Source organism: Pseudomonas asplenii (genome assembly GCF_001293465.1).
GTDB classification, from domain to species: Bacteria; Pseudomonadota; Gammaproteobacteria; order Pseudomonadales; family Pseudomonadaceae; genus Aquipseudomonas; species Aquipseudomonas fuscovaginae_B.
Genome location: NZ_JSYZ01000011.1, coordinates 138,364 through 156,416, shown reverse-complemented (window position 1 = coordinate 156,416; position 18,053 = coordinate 138,364). Strand labels below are relative to the sequence as shown.

Below are 18,053 nucleotides of genomic sequence, written 5' to 3'. Positions count from 1 at the left end.
AGGAAGGCATCGCCATGAACAAACCCGCCACTCACCCCATCACACCGTATGGGGTAGCCATCCATGACGCGATCACGGAAGGCAATCTGCAACAAATGAAAACGCTGTTGAAACAACGGGACGTTTCCAAGCCGGAAAACAAGGAGTTGCACAGCGCCTACGAAAAACTGGCCAAGGAAGTTTCTCGCCTGGAAAAACACTGAAGTTATTTTCCGAAGTATTGCAATGGAGGCAATCACCATGTCCGCTACTCTTCAGCAACCAGTCGGCCTGTTTCCGCTCGCCTACCGGATCGGCACCGGCCTGGCTGGCGCACCCGGCGTCAATCTCAATCTTCTGGCCTTCAGCCCCGAGCAGCGCCTGACCGGCACCGCCGCGGTCACTCAGGCCACCAACCCGCCGCTCAACCTGGACGTCGATGTCTGGGGCGAGTACAGCTACCTCACCGTGATGCAGCCCGGTGTCAGCAAGATCCTGCTCAGTGTCCAGGGCAATCACGGGGGCCAGGGCTCCAACTCGATCATCAGCTTCAAGGCGCATCTGGTCGTCGGCAGCGACTGGAAGGAAGGCGTCGCCAACTATACCTACTTCGATGGCCAGCGCTGGGTCGAAGCCAGCAACGTGCCGGCCCATCTGGTCAGTGGCGTGCGCTCGCACGTCCAGCCCCTGCCGCTGGAGCCAGGCCCGGTGCTCCAGCCGCATCCGCCGATTCTGCCGCTGTATGCCGCGCCGATTCAGACGGCCATTGCCGCTGGCGACCTGGCCCAGTTGAAATCCCTGGCGAACCTGGCCAGGCACCAGTTGGACCAGCAACCGCAACTGCAGGCTGCGCTGGACAACCTCAAGAGCGAGATCAGCCGCCTGGAACGCCGCTGAGCCGCCTGTCCTGAATTCACTTCAAAGGAGCTGCATCATGTCTGTAGGACTCTTTCACACACGCCTGAACATCAGCCAGCCGCTGATCGGTGCACCGGTGCTGACCCTCGACCTGCTGGTCGATACGGTCCGCAGGAAAGTCAGCGGTATCGCCAACCTCTTCCAGAGCACCTACCCGCCCATCCACTTCGAGGCACAGGTGTGGGGCAGTTATAGCGAGGCCAAGCTCTCACCCTCGGTCGAGAGCCACATCATCCTGACCCTGGCCGGCAGCCCGAGCGGCCCGCTGAGCCAGATCGCCCAGACCTTCCACCTCAGTGGCATCCTGGAAGCCAACTGGGCCAGCGGCTTCGTCGACTACCGCTACTACGAGCAGGGTCGCTGGCAGCAGGTCCGGCATGCCGCGGTCAGCCAGGCCCTCGAAGCGCCCGAGCAGCACAACCGGCATCCGATCCCGCTCTACGCCGCCGCGATCCAGCAGGCAACGACCAGCGGCAACCTGGCCCAGCTCAAGGCCGTGCAGAGCCAGGCTGAGCAGCAACTGGCGCAAAGCGGCGCCTTGCGCACTGCCCTGGAGCAGTTGAACGCGGAAATCAGCCGCCTGGAAGCCCGCTGATCGCAACACCCCGGGCGCACCCCGCTTGCGCCCGGGCTCTTTTGGTGAATCCGCTCGTGCCACGGCCATCCGGGACGGCACGGGCCTTTCGATGGACTGATGCCGCGCACCTATGGCTGCGCAAGGATTTTCCATGTCAGACAATCGCCCCGCCCGCTACCTCAGCGAAACCGACCTCAAGCGCTATGTACCGGTCCATGTGGTCTGGGAAATCACCCTCGCCTGCGACCTCAAGTGCCTGCATTGCGGGTCACGCGCCGGCCATCGACGCCCCGATGAACTCAACACCCGGGAATGCCTGGACGTGATCGACGCCCTCGCCGCCCTCGGCACCCGCGAGGTCACCCTGATCGGTGGGGAAGCCTACCTGCGCAAGGACTGGACTCGATTGATCGCGGCCATCCACGGTCACGGCATGTACTGCGCGATCCAGACCGGTGGCCGCAACCTGACCCCGGCCAAGTTGCAGGCCGCGGTCGAGGCCGGGCTCAATGGCGTGGGTGTGTCGCTGGACGGCCTGGCCCCGCTGCACGACAAGGTGCGCAATGTGCCAGGCTCCTTCGACAGGGCCGTGGACACCCTGCGCCGGGCGAAACAGGCCGGGCTGGCAGTGAGCGTCAACACCCAGATCGGCTCGGCCACCCTGCCCGACCTGCCCGAGCTGATGGAACTGATCATCGGCCTCGGCGCCACCCACTGGCAGATCCAGTTGACCGTGGCCATGGGCAACGCCGTCGATCATCCCGAACTGTTGCTGCAGCCCTACCAGTTGCTCGAGGTGATGCCGCTGCTGGCGCGCCTGTACCGCGAAGGTGTCGAACGCGGCCTGCTGATGAACGTCGGCAACAACATCGGCTACTACGGTCCCTATGAGCACCTGTGGCGCGGTTTCGGCGACGAGCGCGTGCACTGGAGCGGCTGCGCCGCCGGCCAGACCGTACTGGCCCTGGAGGCCGACGGCACGGTCAAGGGTTGCCCGTCGCTGGCGACCATCGGCTTTTCCGGTGGCAATGTCCGCAACATGAGCCTGCAGGATATCTGGCATTACAGCGAAGGCATGCATTTCGGCCGGCTGCGCTCGGTGGAGGACCTGTGGGGCTACTGTCGCGGCTGCTACTACAATGACGTCTGCCGCGGCGGCTGTACCTGGACCTCGCATTCGCTACTGGGCAAGCCCGGCAACAACCCCTACTGCCATTATCGCGCCCTGGATCTGCACAAGCGCGGCCTGCGCGAACGCATCGTCAAGCTGGAGGATGCGGCCAAGGCCTCTTTCGCGGTTGGCCGTTTCGACCTGATCACCGAACGCATCGACACCGGGGAACGAATCGGCAGCGTCAGCGACAGCGGCCAGGTGATCAAACTGGCCTGGATCAACCAGGGGCGCAAGTCCCCCGAGGAGGGACGCATTCCACCACAACTGGCCCTGTGTCGCGGCTGCCTGCAATACATTCACGCCGACGAGACCACCTGCCCGCACTGCGCCGCCGACGTCGCCGCCGAACAGGCGCGATACCTGCGCGATCGGGCCAGGCAGCAGGAACTGGTCAACACCATCACCCGCCTGCTGGGGACGCCACAGACCACCCTGGTCTGATGCTGTCGTACACCCTGGCGCCAAAGGCTGCTTTAATGAGTCGAGCCAAGGCCAACGGGGCCGCCCTCCACACGGTGGGGTGGCGCCGTCCCTCGAACCACTCGACAAGGTAGCCACCGATGGAACGTCTGACCGCGAAAGACTTCGCTCCCGAACTGCTGGAACTCTACGACTACTACGTCCATGGCAGGATCACACGGCGGGAGTTCATCGACCGTGCGGCCAGGTTCACCCTCGGCGCGATGGCCGCCGCCAGCGTGCTGCAAGCCCTGAGCCCGAACTATGCACTGGCCGAACAGGTATCCTTCACCGACCCGGAAATCGTCGCCGAATACATCACCTACCCCTCGCCCAAAGGCCATCAGCAGGTGCGTGGCTACCTGGTCCGCCCGGCCCGGGTCACGGGCAAGGTCCCGGCGGTGGTCGTAGTGCACGAGAATCGCGGTCTCAACCCCTATATCGAGGATGTCGCCCGGCGCGTGGCCAAGGCCGGCTTCATCGCCCTGGCGCCGGATGGCCTGTCCTCGGTCGGCGGCTACCCCGGCAACGACGAGAAAGGCGTGGCGCTGCAGAAGAGCGTCGACCCCGAGAAGCTGATGAACGATTTCTTCGCCGCCATCGAATGGTTGATGAAACAGGATGCCAGCACCGGCAAGGTCGGCATCACCGGTTTCTGCTACGGCGGCGGAGTCGCCAATGCGGCGGCCGTGGCCTACCCCGAGCTGGGCGCGGCCGTACCGTTCTACGGCCGCCAGCCCAAGGCCGAGGATGTCGCCAGGATCAAGGCGCCGCTGCTGCTGCACTATGCCGAACTGGACAAACCCATCACCGACGGCTGGCCGGCCTACGAGCAGGCCCTCAAGAGTGCGGGCAAGACCTATGAGGTTCATATCTACCAGGGCGTCAACCACGGCTTCCACAACGACTCCACGCCCCGCTATGACGAGGCGGCCGCCAACCTGGCCTGGGACCGCACCGTGGCCTGGTTCCGCCGCTACCTCGCCTAAGTGTCGTCAGAGCCGAAAGCGGTCCACCGATTGCGACAGTTTCCCGGCCAGGCTGGACAACTGGTCGGTGGCTTCCGCCGTCTGGCCGATGACCCGGTTGTTGCCGGCGGACATGTCGGCGATCTTCTCCACCTGATGGGAGATCTCGTTGCTGACCAGGCTCTGTTCGCCGATGGTCCGTGAGATGTCGTTGACCAGTTGACTGGTGTTGAGCGTCGCCTCGAGGATTTCGCGGATGGCCCGTTCGACCTCGGCGGTCACCGCCATGCCCTTGTCGACCTGGGCCACCCCGGCCTCCATGCTGCTGACCGCCTCGCGCGTACTGCTCTGGATACGCAGGACCATATCGGCGATTTCCTGGGTCGAGGCGCTGGTGCGTCCGGCCAGCCCGCGCACCTCATCGGCCACCACGGCGAAACCGCGGCCCTGCTCGCCGGCACGGGCCGCCTCGATGGCCGCGTTGAGCGCCAGGAGGTTGGTCTGTTCGGCAATGCCCTGGATCACCTGGACAATGCCGAAGATCGCCTCGGACTCCTTGTCCAGGGTCCGAATCACCTGCGCCGACTGCTGTGCCGAGCGGGCAATGTCATCCATGTCGCTGACCACCTGGTGAATCACCCGGCCGCCGTTCTTGGCCAGCGCTTCGGCCTGGTTGGCCATGTCCAGGGCGCGCTCGGCGTGGCGGGTGATTTCCTCGATGCTCGCCGTCATTTCGCTGGCCGCCGCCGCCATGGTGCCGGCCGCCTCGCTCTGTTGCTGGCTGCTGCCCGCCACCTGGTGACAGCCGCCGCTCAACTGTTCGCTCATGTCGTTGACGCCATGGGCATTGCTGCGTACCACCTCGATCATGCTGCGCAGGTCACGCTGCATGGTCGCCAGATTGCGGATCAGCCGGGCAGCCTCGTCCTGTTGCCGGGGCTCGTCGATTTTCGTGCTCAGGTCGCCATGGGCAATGTCGGCGGCAATACGGCTGGCAGCCTGCAACGGGCCCATGATGCCGTTGATGACCCAACGCCCCTGGACCAGCAGCAACAGCAGGCCGGCGACCAGCACCCCCACCAGGATCAGGTTGGCGTTGTTGATGGTGTGCCGGGTACCCTCGCCACTCGACTGCGCGTTGGACTCGATCAGCTCGCTCAGCTTGGCCATCGCGTCCTCCAACTGGCTGAACGCACTGTTGAACGAGCCCAACTGCTGCTGGGCACCGTCCGGGTTGGCAATGGCCAGGTCGACGATATGCTCGGCCGCGCCGATGTAGGTTTCCAGGCTCGGCCTGATCTGGTTCAGCGCCGCCTTGAGCGTGTCGTTGACCGGCAGCTTGAGGTTCTCCTCCAGCACTTCGCGAAAGTGCTTGGCGTGCTCGGTCAGCGAATCGCGCACCTCGGTATCGGAACTGGCGCTCTTGCCCAGCCCCACCAGCATCGCCGACAGCACATCGGCGCGCAGGGCATCGTGCATCATGTCGGCTTCCAGGTGATTGCGCAGCAGGGTCATGCTCACCTCGCTGTCGCTGGTGGCCTGCGCCATCCGCAGGTTGCCCAGGTAACCGACCAACCCCATGACCAGCACCGTGAGCAGGCCGCTGCCTATCAGCAGGTACAGACGCAATCTTATCGACACAATGCAGCCCTCTATCAGCCCAGGACAAACCGGTCGGCCGCAGGAACAGGAAGCGTGCCGACACCCCCTGACGGTTATTTAAGACCATTTTCAGGGTTTGACCGCACCGTTGCGCTGTACAGGGCTATTTCGCCTTGTCGTCCCTGGGCTTGTAGAACAGGAACCTGGCGGTCTCGGCGGTGCGGATGTACTGCCTGACCCAGTCCGGACTGACGCTGCGGTCATGGAAGTACATGGCGCCATGGGTGCGGTCCTCGAGCTGCTGGTTGAGGGCCTTGCGGGCGATTTCCTTGGCAAGCGCATAACGGTCCTCCTCCTGGACATCGTCCGGACGACCGTCGCACCACCAGGAGAACTGGCAGGCCTTCTTCTCCGAGCCCTGCTTGACCACTTCGCAGATGGTCCCGGGAAAACCGTCATGCCCGAGCCGGTTGATCACGACACTGGCGACCGCCTCCATGTCGGCCGGCTCACCGCCCTTGGCCTCCCAGTAGATAGTGCGCGACAGGCAGGTGATGGTATCGGCCACCGCGGCATCGCCAGCCGGGTCCACCGCCTGCGTCTCGCCCCGGGTCAGGGTTGGCACCTTCGGCTGCGCTGCCGGGCTCTGCTTTTCGGCGGCTTTCTGTTCCAGCGCTTCGGCCTTGTCGATGACGACCTGTGGCTGGGGTTGTGATTCGGCAGCCGCGACGAGCGCGGCTTCGCAGGCGATAAAAGTGATCACAAGACACGCGACTATCCCGTTGAGACGCATGATCGAACCCTGTCGAATAAACCCTGCCCGCGATGATCAACCTGCCACGGCCGGGCAGTCGATCCGGGGCGGGCTGGCAGGTTCGACCGCACCACGGATGAATCATTCCACCACCGGTTTCACACAAAAGGCCTTGCCTTCACCGGGGCACTATCGCGCATCATGTGCGCAGTTCGTTCGAGGAAGATGTCCATGCGCGCCCTGTTTTCCACTCTGCGTCCAGCCGTGCTCGCCCTGGGGCTGGCAGTCAGTGTCAATGCCCTGGCCAGCGACGAAACGCAACTGCTGCAGTCGATCAACAGCTACCGTGGCCAGATCCAGCGCTGTGGTGGCCAGGCCTCGCTGGAACTGCCACCGCTGGCGGCCGATCCCCGCCTGGTCCTGCCGCCGGACAGCCCTGGCGACCTGCAGCAGGCGCTGACGCGGGCGGCCTATCCGATGGTTAATGTGCAGGCGATCAGCCTGTCCGGGCCGCGGGATGCCGATGCAGCGATGAAGGCCGTGCGCGAGAGCTTCTGCCGGGTGGTGCTGGACCCGCAGTTCGTCGACATCGGCGTCAGCCGCCAGGGCAACGACTGGCGTATCGTCCTCGCGCGGCCGCTGCTGACCGCGCGCCTTGGCGATTCCCAGGCCGAGGGCCAGAAACTGCTGGAGATGATCAACGGCGCCCGCAGCCAGCCGCGCCAGTGTGGCAGCCAGCCGTTCGCCGCCAGTGCACCGCTGGCCTGGAACGCCCTGCTGGCGGGCGCGGCCGAGGGGCATAGCCGCAACATGGCCAACAGCAACTTCTTCGACCACCAGGACCGCGACGGTCACACGCCGGGTGACCGCGCCGAGCTGGCGGGCTACCTCGCCCAGCAGATCGGCGAAAACATCGCCGCCGGCCAGGACAGTGCGCGCAAGGTGGTCGATGGCTGGCTGGCCAGCCCCGGCCATTGCGCCAACCTGATGAACCCGCAGTTCCACGAAATGGGCGGGGCCTATGCGGTCGACCCGAAGAGCGATTCGGGCATCTACTGGACCGCGATGTTCGGCACCCAACAATAGTGCGGCTCAGCCAAGACGCTCCTGGACCAGGGCACTGGCCTGGCGCGTAAGCTGGTCGAGGTGGCGGTCGCGCTTCTTCTCGGCCTCCGCCATCGCCTTGCGCCCGTGCTGCTGCAACAGGTAGGCATGAATCTGCCGCACCTCCTTCGAGCTGTAGATCGGCGCCACGTCGATCACCGCAATCAGGCCGTCGGTACCGTGATCACGAGTGTTCATCAGCACCTGCGGCCCGCGGGCAGCCAGCACCTGGAATCCCATCGCCTCGAAATACGGCACCTTGCCCGCTGAGCAGGCCAGTTCGGCGTGGGGGTAGTGCTCGAACATCCGCGCCAGCATCGCGCGGGCCACACCTTGTCGGCGGCGATCGGCCTTGACGGCCATGTAGGCTACGGCGCAGGCCTGAGCGTCATCCCTGGCAGGCAGATACAGCACAAAGCCCAGCACCTGCGATGGGTCCTCGTCATCCAGGGCCACGATCAGTTCCGCCGGGATGCCCTTGCTGCCGTCCATGGCCTCCAGATAGAGATGCACCTCGTAGCCGACCCCGTACTGATAGAGGTTGTACAACGGGTTGCTCGGGGGCAGCGCGACCTGGCTGATATCGGTGAAATAGTCGACCACCATTTGCAGGATCTGGCTTTTGATCGACTCTGGGGGTGGGGTTTGCAGGCGGGTCAGCGTGAACATCGACAATCGGGCTCCGGGCAAGGGCACGTCCGGGCTCGGGGGGGGAAATGCCCGGACTTGCCCATTGTACCCGGTCTGCCACAGGGGAACGGTGGACTGTCAGGCGCAGCGATTAAGACCAAAAAGTAATCAATCAATAAAAAATCAGTATTTATCGTTATTAGAACAACCACGTACTCTCAGCGCATACCGACACAGGAGAGTCCCCATGCAGCCGACCGATACCGTCATCGACCTCGCCCACTACCGCAAGCGCAAACAGGCGCAGCAACTGGGCCGGGTACTGTGGGCGCTCTACGCACGCAACGCTGGCCAACAGGCGTTCCAATGGGCTCAGGGCGTACGCGCCAGCGAGACCCGTCACGCGTGAACGCACAAGATCCTTCGCGGTTCCTGGCCGGCTCCGATGAGCCAACCCTGGACCTGAACAACCTGCCGGCGCTCGACGAAGACCCGATCTGTGCACGGGTCGCCGAGAACCTGCAGCGCCTGCGCGGCAAACACCACCTTTCCCTCGATGCCCTTGCCCGCCAATGCGGGGTCAGCCGCGCCATGCTCGCGCAGATCGAATCCGGACGCAGCGTGCCGTCGATCAAGGTGCTGTGCAAGATCGCCAAGGGCCTGAAGGTCTCGGTGGCGGCGTTTCTCGAACACCGCGCCTTCGAGGGCGTTGCGGTACTCTCGGCCAGCCGCAGCAAGCGCCTGGTCAACGCCAATGGCACCTTCACCAGCCGCGCCCTGTTTCCCTTCGACGTGACCCGCCAATCGGAATTCTACGAGCTGCGCCTGAGCCCACTGGGCGAAGAGGCATCCGAGGGCCACGGCCCCGGCGTCCAGGAGAACCTGGTGGTGGCCCAGGGCGTATTGGAGATCAGCGTCAACAACGAGCGCTACCTGCTGTCCCCTGGCGACTCGATCCTGTTCTACGCCGACCAGCCGCACCGCTACCGCAACCCCGCCGACAGCGAAGCGGTGGCCTATCTGGTGGTGACCCACCCCGAACGCCTGGACTGAACGACCCGGCACGAAAAAGCCCGGCATGGATCGCTCCAGCCGGGCCTTTCATGATCGGATCAGCGATCAGCAGGTGCAGCACATCAACGGCATGCCGTTGCAGCTCATCATCATCGGCATGCCGCAATCGTTCATCAGCTTCATCATCAGGGTGCAGCAGCTCTTCATCATGTCCATGTTCATGCCGGCCATCGGCATGACCTTGCACATCATGGCGTCGCCCTGCATGGAGCATTCCATCACGCACTTCATCGATGGCATCGGCATGCCCATCATCGGCATGGGCATCATGCCGTTCATCATCGGCATCGCCATTGCGGTCTGGGACATGCACATCATGCTCATGTTGGCGCAGTGCATCATCATCGGCATGCCGCAGTCCATCATCATCTGCATCATTTGCGCGCTGTTGCGGAACATCGCCATGTCCATGCCCGCTGCCGGCATCATCTTGCACAGCATGCCGTCATCCATCATTTCGCAGGTCATGGTCGCCATCATCATCGGCATGCCCATGGCTGGCATCATCGGCATGGTGTTCATCGGCATTTGCATCTGCATGGCATTCATCATGGTGGAGCTCCCTGATCTTCGATAGTTGGATGAAGCGGATGGGGCGGATTCTAGGGAATGCCCCACAGACGACAAGACGCCGATCAAGCAGCAGAAACGACTGCCGAAACGACCGTTGCGCTGCCTTTTATGGAGAGATATCCGTCATGGCAGCGACTTTGCCGCCTAGACAGACGAGAGAGCGATTCCAGCAGCGCTTCAGGCGCCATGGATATGCTTGCAAGCGCTATACAAATAACCGAAAGAAATAATCAGTCTAAGCAGCGGGGAAATTCTCAACGCCGATGGGCCAGGGAGCGCACCAGACGGTCGCCCAGGCTCTGTACACCCTGCACCAGAATCACCAGCACCACCACCGTGGCCACCATCACCTCGTTGTTGAAACGCTGGTAACCGTAGCGGATGGCCAGGTCACCCAGGCCGCCGCCACCGATGACCCCGGCCATTGAGGAAAAGCCGATCAGCATCACCAGGGTCAGCGTCACACCGGCGAGCAGCGCCGGCAATGATTCGGGCAGCAGCACCTTGAGGATCACATGGCGAATGTCGCCGCCCATGGACAGGATGGCTTCGATCCGCCCCTTCTCGACCTCATCCAGTGCACTTTCGACAATGCGGGCAAAGAACGGAAAGGCACCGATGGTGATCGGCACCACGGCGGCGGTGCTGCCCAGGGTGGTGCCGACGACCAGCCGGGTCAGCGGGATCAGCGCAATCAGCATCACCACGAACGGCAGCGACCGCCCCAGGTTGACCAGCGCCGCCAGGCTGCCGTTCAACCGCGGCAGCGGATACAGGCCGTTGCGGCGGGTGACGAACAGCAGCACCCCCAGCGGCAGGCCGATCAGCAGGGTGAACAACCCGGCCAGCAGCACCATGTAGAGGGTCTCGCCAGTGGCATTGAGCACCAGCTGGAAAATCTCGCTCCAATCGATCGTGCGGTTCATGGCAGTGCCAACCTCAGGCTCGGTGTGCGCACTTCATCGTCGAAGCGCGGAGGGGCGGCCGGGCGCAACGAGCGCCCCAGGGCGGAGTCCGGGTCCGCCAGCAGCCGCGGCAACGGACCGGACTCCAGCAGCCGGCCATGGGCCAGGGAGGCCGCGTGGTCGCAGATCGAGCGGACCACGTCCAGTTCATGGGTGATCAGTACGATGGTCAGGCCCAGGCGACGGTTGATGTCGCGCAGCAGTTGCAGGATCGACTCGGTGGTTTCCGGGTCCAGCGCACTGGTGGCCTCGTCCGACAGCAGATACGCCGGGCGTGCCGCCAGCGCGCGGGCAATGCCTACCCGCTGTTTCTGCCCACCGGACAGTTGCGAGGGAAAGGCCTGCGCCTTGTCCGCCAGCCCCACCAGTTCCAGCAACTCACCCACCCGCGCCTGCCGCTCGGCCCTGGCGATGCCGGCGATTTCCAGGGGCACGGCGACATTGTCGAAAACCGTGCGCGAATGCAGCAGGTTGAAGCCCTGGAAGATCATGCCGATGCGCTGGCGGTGGCGACGCAGCTCGCGGTCGGACAGCGCGGCCAGGTCCTGGCCATCGACCACCACCCGCCCCGCAGTCGGACGCTCGAGCATATTGAGGCAGCGCAGCAGGGTCGACTTGCCGGCGCCACTGCGACCGACGATACCGTAGATCGAACCGTCCGGAATGCTCAGCGACACCTGGTCGAGGACCGCCGGGCCATCGCCATAGCGTTTGCTCAACTGCTCGACGCGGATCATTGCACGTTGCCAGCGACCGGGATCACCGATCCGGCGTAGTTGTCCTCGATGAACTTCGCCACCTGCGGCGAAACCAGATCCCTGGCCAGCTGCTGGATACGCGGGTCATCCTGCAGTTTCGGCGTGGTCACCACGATATTGGCGTACGGGTTGTTGCCGGCCTTCTCCAGGCCCAGGGCATCCCTGGCCGGCGATAACCCGGCTTCCAACGCGTAGTTGCCGTTGATCACCGCCAGGTCCACGTCGTCCAGGGCACGCGGTATCTGCGGCGACTCGATTTCGAGGATCTTCAACTGCTTCGGATTCTCGGCGATGTCCTTGGGCGTGGCCTGGTCGGTGGCCGGGTTGTTGAAGCCGGGCTTGAGCCTGATCAGGCCGTTGTCCTGCAACAGGTACAGCGCACGGCTGAGGTTGGTGACGTTGTTGGGTACGGCCACAGTGCCCTTTGGCGGTACCTGGTCGAAGCTTTTGTGCCGATGTGAATAGATCCCCAGCGGCTCGATGTGCACGGTCGCCGCCACGGCGAACTTCTGGCCCAGGGCCTGTTCCTGGGAGTGCAGGTACGGCAGGTGCTGGAAGTAGTTGGCATCGACATCGCCATGGGCCAGCAACTCGTTGGAGTTCACGCCGTTGGGGATCTCGATGACCTTGAGGTTCAGTTGCGGGTCGAGCTTCTGCACATAGGCGAGGATCTGCGCATGGGGCACCGGGTCGGCGGCCACCCGCAAGGGCTCGGCCGCCAGGGCGGTGAACGAAGAGCAAAGTCCGGCCCAGACCGCCAGGGTCGATGCGGTTTTTTTCAACATGCTGATAGTCCTTGATCGGGTGTAGGGGTCAGGCGCTGACGGCCTTGGGCGCCAGTGCATCGGCATAGAAACGTTGGGCGACATCGGGGTGCGAACGCAGGCGGCCCTTGAGGTAGTTCCAGCCGACGTCGCGGAACAACGGGTTGTCCGGATCGCTGGCCGGTCCACGGGCCTCGCGCAACAAGGCGGTCGGCAGCGGGTACAGCGGCACCACCGCATCCAGTTGCGCACCGAGGAAGAAGGCGATCGACAGCCGCTCGCTGCCCGCCGGCGGCGACTGCACACGGTGTACCGTGGCACGCAGGTAGCCATTGGTGGCCAGTTCCAGCAACTCGCCGATGTTCACCACCAGGGTGTTGTCCCGGGGCAGTGCATCGATCCAGCGGCCCTCCTCGACTTCCACCTGCAGGCCGGCCTGCCGGTCCTGCAGCAGGAAACTGAGGAAGCCGGAGTCCTTGTGGGCTCCGACGCCCTGGTTGCTCTCGTTCGCCGCGCGACCGGGGTAACGGATCAGCTTGATATGTTCGTTGGGCTTGTCGCCATACAACGGGTCGAAGGCCCCTTCGGGCAACGACAGCGCCTCGGCGAAGGCCCGCAGCAGGCGCAGTGACATGCCGGTCATGGCCTGCTGCCATTCGAGCAGCAGCGGTTTGAGTTGCGGCAACGCCTGCGGCCACAGGTTCGGCCCCTGCAGGCGGGCCCAGGTCGGCGTGTTTGCGTCCACCGCGAGCGCCTGGCGTTCGGCACCGACATCGAACTGTTCGCGCAGGTCCGGCTGGCCCCGGGTGATCTCCGACGCGGCGCGGTTGTAGCCACGGAAATGCGGCGAATGGATCATGCCGACGGCGGCCTTTTCCTCGTCGGGCAAGGCGAAGAACTGCCGGGCATGTTCCTGGACCTGCCGCAGCAGGCCGCTGTCGACGCCATGACCGGTCAGGTAGAAGAAGCCAACGTCCCGTGCCGCGTGACGCAGCGCATCGAGGAAGTCCTGGCGTTGTTCGGCGTTGCCATCGAGCGCCGAGAGGTCCAGCAGCGGTAATGCGGTGATGTCCAACGGCTGCGGCATGTTTCACTCCCTGTGATCGGAACGGATGGGGCTTTCCATTCAAACTATCTGATCTTAAAAATCATCAATAAATATCTTTTTAGAATTAGCTTAGTTTCGCTGTCGATCGGCTCGTCATGATCAGGTGGGCGTCGCAGGCTCCTTCCCCGGCCGGGCCGGAAGGCTCTGGAACGCGAGTTACGGGGAAAGCCTGGAAAGAGGCCCGGAAAATCGACTTATACCCAAAAGGTATCAAATCATTCTTTTATATTCTTTTGTCGTTCAGTCGTTGGGCTGCAAGACTCGGCGCCGAATCATCCATCAAGTGTTGAGAACCCCATGAAAAAACTGACTGCCCTCACTGCCCTTACTCTCGCGATCGTCTCGGGCCTGGCCCACGCCGACCGCCTGGAAGACATCAGGAAATCCGGCGTCCTGCGTGTCGCCGCGTTCGACAGCAACCCGCCATTCGGCTTCATCGACGCCAAGACCAAGCAGATCGAAGGCCTGGACGTGGATTACGCCAAGGCCATCGCCGACAAGCTCGGCGTGAAACTGCAACTGCAACCGACCAACCCGGCCAACCGCGTGCCGTTGCTGGTCGCCAACAAGGTCGACCTGGTGCTGGCCAACTTCACCATCACCCCGGAGCGGGCCGAGCAGGTCAATTTCAGCATTCCCTACTTCAGTTCAGGCCAGCAGTTCATCGTCAAGAAAGGCACTCTCAAGTCCCGCGACGACCTGAACAAGTGGCGCGTCGGCGTCGACAAGGGCACCGTCAACGAAGGCGTGCTGCGCGAGAAATTCCCCGGTGCCAAGGTCGTCGCCTACGACGACACGCCGTTCGCCTTCACCGCCCTGCGCAACGGCAACGTCCAGGCCATCACCCAGGACGGCCCGAAACTGATCGGCCTGCTGGCCAACGTGCCGGACAAGGACAAGTACGAAGTACCGCCCTTCACCATCTCCAACGACCTGATCGGCGTCGGCATTCCCAAGGGCGAAACCGCCCTGACCGACCTGGTCAACCAGACCCTGGTGGAACTGGAAGCCAAGGGCCAGGCGCAGAAGATCTACGACACCTGGTTCGGTCCCGACACCAAGACCCCGCTGGCGCGCCTGTACAAGATCGGCGACAAGAGCTGATCGCCCTCCCCGCCGTACCCCCACAGCCTGCCCGGTTCGCCGTGCGGGCTCTTTGTCTTCTGGATGGACACCGTGATCGATGTTTGGTGAATTGCTCGGCCCGCAGTACCTGAAATGGCTGTTCGATGGATTTGTCCTGACCCTGGCGCTGTCCGCCGTGGTCTGCCTGGTGGCGACCGGGCTGGGCTTTCTGGTGTGCCTGGCACGCCTGTCCGGCTCGCGCTGGCTGTCCTGGCCTGCACGTGGCTACCTGGCGCTGCTGCGCAACACTCCGCTGCTGGTACAACTGTTCTTCTGGTACTTCGGCGTCAGCGCGCTGCTGCCCGAAGAGCTGGTGACCTGGCTCAACCTGCCCCATGAGGTGAGCGTCGCCGGCATGACCCTCGACTGGCCGTCCTTCGAATTCATCGCCGGTTTCTGGGGGCTGATGCTCTACACCTCGGCGTTTATCGCCGAAGAGTTCCGCGCCGGCGTCGCCTCGGTGCGTCCGCAACAGCGCGAAGCCGGCCTGGCCATGGGCCTGCGCCCGGCACAGGTGTGGCGCTACGTGGTATTGCCGCAGGCCCTGCGCACGGCCCTGGGGCCCTTGCTCGGGCAATACATGAACGCCCTGAAGAACTCCTCGCTGACCATGGCCATCGGCCTGGCCGAGCTGTCCTACGCCTCGCGCCAGGTCGAGACCGAGACCTTCAAGACCTTCCAGGCATTCGGCTTCGCCACCCTGCTCTATATCTTCAGCATCGCGCTGATCGAAGCGGCGGGCCAGTGGATCCGCCAGACCCGCCGTTATCGCCAGGGAGCGGCCTGAGCCATGGACTTTTCCGTCATCACCGACAACCTCGACTACTTCCTGCTCGGTGCCTACCCCAACGGCCCGCTGGGCGGCGCCGCGCTGACCCTGGTGCTGAGCGTGCTGTCCGGCGTCAGCGCGGCCATCCTCGGCCTGGTGCTGGGCATTGCCCTGAGCACCGTCAAAGGCTGGCCGAAAGGTCTGTTGATTGCGGTACTGGGTTTCCTGCGGGCGATCCCGGTACTGATGCTGATCTTCTGGAGCTACTTCCTGCTGCCGATTCTGTTCCACTTCGACATCCCGGCGCTGTTCACCGTGGTCTGTGCCCTGTCGCTGATCGGCGGCGCGTACCTGGCGTACTCGGTGCACGCCGGTATCCAGAGCCTGCCGGCCGGCCAGTGGGCCGCGGCACGGGCACTGGGCATGCGGCCGGTACAGGTCATGCGCCTGATCATCCTGCCCCAGGCGTTGCCGATCATGCTGCCGTCGTTCCTCAACCAGTGGATCTCACTGATCAAGGACACGTCGCTGGCGTATGTGATCGGCGTGGGCGAGCTGTCGTTCGTGGCGACGCAGGTGAGCAACCGGGTGATGGTTCATCCGACGGAAATCTTTGTGTTCGTGGCGCTGGTGTATTTCGTGTTCTGTACCGGCCTCGATCTGCTGGCGGGTGTGCTGACCCGCAAGCAGGCAACCACTCGATAAGCCCAGACACTGCAGCTCGCTCTCCTGTGGGAGCGGGCTTTCACCGACTACTCGAAGACCAGCACCTCACAGCCCTTGGCCTCGACCATCTCGGCAAACGCCGGCAGCCGTGCGACGAAATCCCGTTCGAACGCCAGGTAACGATCCTGGGTCGGCAGGTAGCGAATCGTCGGCTCGACCCGTGGAATATCCCTGGACGACAGCTTGAGCACCCGGTTGCTGCTCTGGTTCCAGAACCAGGCGATGGTCCGTGTGCCGAAACTGTTGGACTGATAGTTCAGCACCCACCAATCGCCGTGCCCACGGCAAGCCTGCACCCTGCCATGGAAGGTGCGCAGCGTGATCGTGCGCTTGGGCTGCGTGACGAAATACTGTGTCTGCTGGCGCATCTCGCTGCCAAACCCATCCAGCACCGCCCTGCTCGCGCTGCCGGTCACGAAGTTGAAACGCCATGCCTCCAATACCCGCTCGCCCCAACCCGCATCCTCCGGATTCTGGCGCTGGCCCTGGCTGAACAGCAGCACTTCGTCGTTGCCCAGGTAGAGGCTGGAGGCCCAGTCCTGGGCACCGCCTGCGGGCATCGGCCGGGCAGCCGCGGCCTGGCCCGGCTGCTCCTCATCCCAGATCCAGCATCGCGGCCCGTTGTATTGCATGAACAGCAAACGACGGGGGCCGATCTGCAGGATCGCCACGTCATCCGGGTACTCGAAAATCACCTCACTGGAGTCCGCGGTGATGCGCCAGATACGCGTGAGGTGTTCCGGCTCATACAGGCGCTGGCGTTCGAATATCCGCGAATCCATGACCAGGGTGGTCCACTCGAACTCCGGCCAATCCACCCCCGCCGGACCGAAAGGCTGGATCGCCTGCCCCTGGCAGGTTTCATAGCGGAACCGGTCTTCGCCGTGGCGCTCCCCCCTCTTGACGCGGCGCTTCCACAGGCTGCGCTCGGGGCTGGCATGGATGAGTTGCAGGTCCGCCCCGTCCGTGCCATCGGCTCGGTGCTCGAGCATGTCCTGTTCGGTCGGCGGCCATGGGTTGTAATTGATCAGGAAACACTGCCAGTGCTCTTCGTCCTGCTCGGTGATCGAGGCCCAACCGTTGCTGTAGTGGGTCTCGTCAACGTAGGTGGCGCCCGGATAGTGGTGCCCCTCCTGCAGCCAGTTCAGCTTGCGGCGCTTGTCCCTGGCCTTGTCGGGCTCGGGCACGGACGGCTGTTGTGCGCCGATCAAGGTCGGGGTGAGCCTTGGCTCGCCGTGGTCCTTCTCCCAGTACCGAGCAAAGGCCTGGCGTTGTTCAACAGGCACGATGACCGGCCGATAGTCATCGGCTCCGGCATCCAGGTTCCACACGTCGTAGCCCTGCTGCGCCAACAGGGGCACCAGGGCCTGCAGGCAGACTTCAGCCATTTCGTTGGACAATTCATCCAGCAGCGCCTCGAACCCTGCGCCGGAAAATACGCTGATCTGGGGATAGTAATGCTGGAACAGCGCGAGCAGCTCGCCGCCAGGTATTTTCCAATCGACATGAAGCCGTGGATCGAATGGGGATTGCATCAGCGGCCTTCCTCGGCGATTGGGGTGCACATCTTAGACTCACACCCGTCGGGCCGCCTATCGGCGCCAGGCGACCCCGTTCACAAATAGCGGATGATACGAATCGCCACTCTACAAGTCGCCACTCTACAACGACCCCCTTCCCTGTCCGGTAGCCGGTAATTCCCGGGTCGGCTCCTTCGGCCCGATGAAGAACCAGAGCACCAGGCCCAGCACCGGCACCCAGATCAGCACGACGATCCATAATCCCTTGGTGCCGGCGCTCCGTCCGCTCCTGAGCACACTCCTGATGGCCCACAACTCGACCAGCAACACCACCACCGCCAGGGCGATCCAGACATATTCGATTTGCATGGTTTTCCTCCCTTGTGTCTGACGTTAGGTAGGAGCCAGTGGCGAGGGTTCATTCGGATTTCATGGGGTTTGCGCCTCACTACCGAAAACCGCGCGAATCGTCGGAATTTACAGCCCATGCTCAGAGAGATATCCTT

21 protein-coding genes and 1 pseudogene are annotated in these 18,053 nt (G+C 63.7%); 11 read left to right on the top strand and 11 right to left on the bottom strand.

The features are described from left to right. Positions 1 to 14 precede the first annotated feature (14 nt). The 5 genes from PF66_RS16370 to yghX all read left to right on the top strand — a co-directional run bounded on the left by PF66_RS16370 (position 15) and on the right by yghX (position 4,096). Positions 15 to 203, top strand: coding sequence for a DUF1843 domain-containing protein (locus PF66_RS16370; protein WP_054063272.1), 189 nt, complete (start codon positions 15 to 17; stop codon positions 201 to 203). Positions 204 to 240: 37 nt separating this feature from the next. Beyond that, the gene (locus tag PF66_RS16365) at positions 241 to 876 is read left to right on the top strand and encodes a DUF1842 domain-containing protein (protein WP_054063329.1); all 636 of its coding nucleotides are present in this window, start codon (positions 241 to 243) and stop codon (positions 874 to 876) included. A gap of 37 nt (positions 877 to 913) precedes the next feature. Further along, entirely contained in the window at positions 914 to 1,492 is a 579-nt protein-coding gene (locus PF66_RS16360; protein WP_054063271.1) for a DUF1842 domain-containing protein, read from the top strand. A 133-nt stretch (positions 1,493 to 1,625) separates the two neighbouring features. Further along, on the top strand, positions 1,626 to 3,089 hold the full coding sequence (locus tag PF66_RS16355; protein ID WP_054063270.1) for a GDL motif peptide-associated radical SAM/SPASM maturase: 1,464 nt from the start codon (positions 1,626 to 1,628) through the stop codon (positions 3,087 to 3,089). Between the two features lie 119 nt (positions 3,090 to 3,208). Beyond that, entirely contained in the window at positions 3,209 to 4,096 is an 888-nt protein-coding gene (gene yghX / locus PF66_RS16350; RefSeq protein WP_054063269.1) for a YghX family hydrolase, read from the top strand. A 6-nt stretch (positions 4,097 to 4,102) separates the two neighbouring features. Here yghX and PF66_RS33965 read toward each other — a convergent pair whose 3' ends face one another. The 3 genes and pseudogenes from PF66_RS33965 to PF66_RS16340 all read right to left on the bottom strand — a co-directional run bounded on the left by PF66_RS33965 (position 4,103) and on the right by PF66_RS16340 (position 6,470). Next, the gene (locus PF66_RS33965; protein WP_419737566.1) at positions 4,103 to 4,828 is read right to left on the bottom strand and encodes a methyl-accepting chemotaxis protein; all 726 of its coding nucleotides are present in this window, start codon (positions 4,826 to 4,828) and stop codon (positions 4,103 to 4,105) included. Between the two features lie 132 nt (positions 4,829 to 4,960). After that, positions 4,961 to 5,716 (bottom strand): annotated as a pseudogene (locus PF66_RS33960) (MCP four helix bundle domain-containing protein); the annotation flags it as partial. 124 nt (positions 5,717 to 5,840) lie between these two features. After that, positions 5,841 to 6,470 carry a cell wall hydrolase gene (locus PF66_RS16340; protein ID WP_054063267.1) on the bottom strand — a complete coding sequence of 210 codons (630 nt, stop codon included), beginning with the start codon at positions 6,468 to 6,470 and terminating at the stop codon, positions 5,841 to 5,843. A 192-nt stretch (positions 6,471 to 6,662) separates the two neighbouring features. On the opposite strand from PF66_RS16340, the gene PF66_RS16335 reads away from it, so the two are divergent. After that, positions 6,663 to 7,517, top strand: coding sequence for a CAP domain-containing protein (locus PF66_RS16335; protein WP_054063266.1), 855 nt, complete (start codon positions 6,663 to 6,665; stop codon positions 7,515 to 7,517). A gap of 6 nt (positions 7,518 to 7,523) precedes the next feature. Here PF66_RS16335 and PF66_RS16330 read toward each other — a convergent pair whose 3' ends face one another. Further along, positions 7,524 to 8,204 (bottom strand): GNAT family N-acetyltransferase, encoded by a 681-nt coding sequence (locus PF66_RS16330; RefSeq protein ID WP_054063265.1) that lies wholly within the window; start codon positions 8,202 to 8,204, stop codon positions 7,524 to 7,526. A gap of 208 nt (positions 8,205 to 8,412) precedes the next feature. On the opposite strand from PF66_RS16330, the gene PF66_RS33205 reads away from it, so the two are divergent. Both PF66_RS33205 and PF66_RS16325 read left to right on the top strand, forming a co-directional pair. Continuing rightward, on the top strand, positions 8,413 to 8,574 hold the full coding sequence (locus PF66_RS33205; RefSeq protein WP_192842725.1) for a hypothetical protein: 162 nt from the start codon (positions 8,413 to 8,415) through the stop codon (positions 8,572 to 8,574). Beyond that, positions 8,571 to 9,218: a helix-turn-helix domain-containing protein gene (locus tag PF66_RS16325; protein WP_054058833.1), complete on the top strand. Its 648-nt coding sequence runs from the start codon at positions 8,571 to 8,573 to the stop codon at positions 9,216 to 9,218. Before PF66_RS33205 ends, PF66_RS16325 begins: the two co-directional genes overlap by 4 nt. A gap of 66 nt (positions 9,219 to 9,284) precedes the next feature. Here the strand turns inward: PF66_RS16325 and PF66_RS32110 are convergent, their stop codons facing one another. From PF66_RS32110 to PF66_RS16300, 5 genes are all read right to left on the bottom strand, one after another. Beyond that, entirely contained in the window at positions 9,285 to 9,791 is a 507-nt protein-coding gene (locus PF66_RS32110) for a hypothetical protein (RefSeq protein WP_081009871.1), read from the bottom strand. A 275-nt stretch (positions 9,792 to 10,066) separates the two neighbouring features. Next, entirely contained in the window at positions 10,067 to 10,738 is a 672-nt protein-coding gene (locus PF66_RS16315) for a methionine ABC transporter permease (RefSeq protein WP_054063264.1), read from the bottom strand. Further along, the gene (locus tag PF66_RS16310) at positions 10,735 to 11,514 is read right to left on the bottom strand and encodes a methionine ABC transporter ATP-binding protein (protein WP_081009870.1); all 780 of its coding nucleotides are present in this window, start codon (positions 11,512 to 11,514) and stop codon (positions 10,735 to 10,737) included. The genes PF66_RS16315 and PF66_RS16310 overlap by 4 nt, the downstream gene beginning before the upstream one ends. Further along, entirely contained in the window at positions 11,511 to 12,320 is an 810-nt protein-coding gene (locus tag PF66_RS16305) for a MetQ/NlpA family ABC transporter substrate-binding protein (protein WP_054058835.1), read from the bottom strand. Before PF66_RS16305 ends, PF66_RS16310 begins: the two co-directional genes overlap by 4 nt. Positions 12,321 to 12,348: 28 nt before the next feature. After that, positions 12,349 to 13,386 (bottom strand): isopenicillin N synthase family dioxygenase, encoded by a 1,038-nt coding sequence (locus PF66_RS16300; RefSeq protein ID WP_054058836.1) that lies wholly within the window; start codon positions 13,384 to 13,386, stop codon positions 12,349 to 12,351. A gap of 318 nt (positions 13,387 to 13,704) precedes the next feature. Here PF66_RS16300 and PF66_RS16295 point away from each other — a divergent pair, with 318 nt between their 5' ends. The 3 genes from PF66_RS16295 to PF66_RS16285 all read left to right on the top strand — a co-directional run bounded on the left by PF66_RS16295 (position 13,705) and on the right by PF66_RS16285 (position 16,006). Next, positions 13,705 to 14,511, top strand: a complete 807-nt coding sequence (locus PF66_RS16295) for an ABC transporter substrate-binding protein (RefSeq protein WP_054058837.1) — start codon at positions 13,705 to 13,707, stop codon at positions 14,509 to 14,511. 79 nt (positions 14,512 to 14,590) lie between these two features. Further along, the gene (locus PF66_RS16290; RefSeq protein WP_054063263.1) at positions 14,591 to 15,319 is read left to right on the top strand and encodes an amino acid ABC transporter permease; all 729 of its coding nucleotides are present in this window, start codon (positions 14,591 to 14,593) and stop codon (positions 15,317 to 15,319) included. 3 nt (positions 15,320 to 15,322) lie between these two features. Then, positions 15,323 to 16,006 carry an amino acid ABC transporter permease gene (locus PF66_RS16285; protein WP_054058839.1) on the top strand — a complete coding sequence of 228 codons (684 nt, stop codon included), beginning with the start codon at positions 15,323 to 15,325 and terminating at the stop codon, positions 16,004 to 16,006. A 47-nt stretch (positions 16,007 to 16,053) separates the two neighbouring features. Here PF66_RS16285 and PF66_RS16280 read toward each other — a convergent pair whose 3' ends face one another. Together PF66_RS16280 and PF66_RS16275 are read right to left on the bottom strand one after the other, a co-directional pair. Continuing rightward, positions 16,054 to 17,562 (bottom strand): hypothetical protein, encoded by a 1,509-nt coding sequence (locus tag PF66_RS16280; RefSeq protein ID WP_054063262.1) that lies wholly within the window; start codon positions 17,560 to 17,562, stop codon positions 16,054 to 16,056. Positions 17,563 to 17,688: 126 nt separating this feature from the next. Next, complete coding sequence (locus PF66_RS16275) at positions 17,689 to 17,916, bottom strand: PLD nuclease N-terminal domain-containing protein (RefSeq protein ID WP_054058841.1); 228 nt, start codon at positions 17,914 to 17,916, stop codon at positions 17,689 to 17,691. Positions 17,917 to 18,053 lie beyond the last annotated feature (137 nt).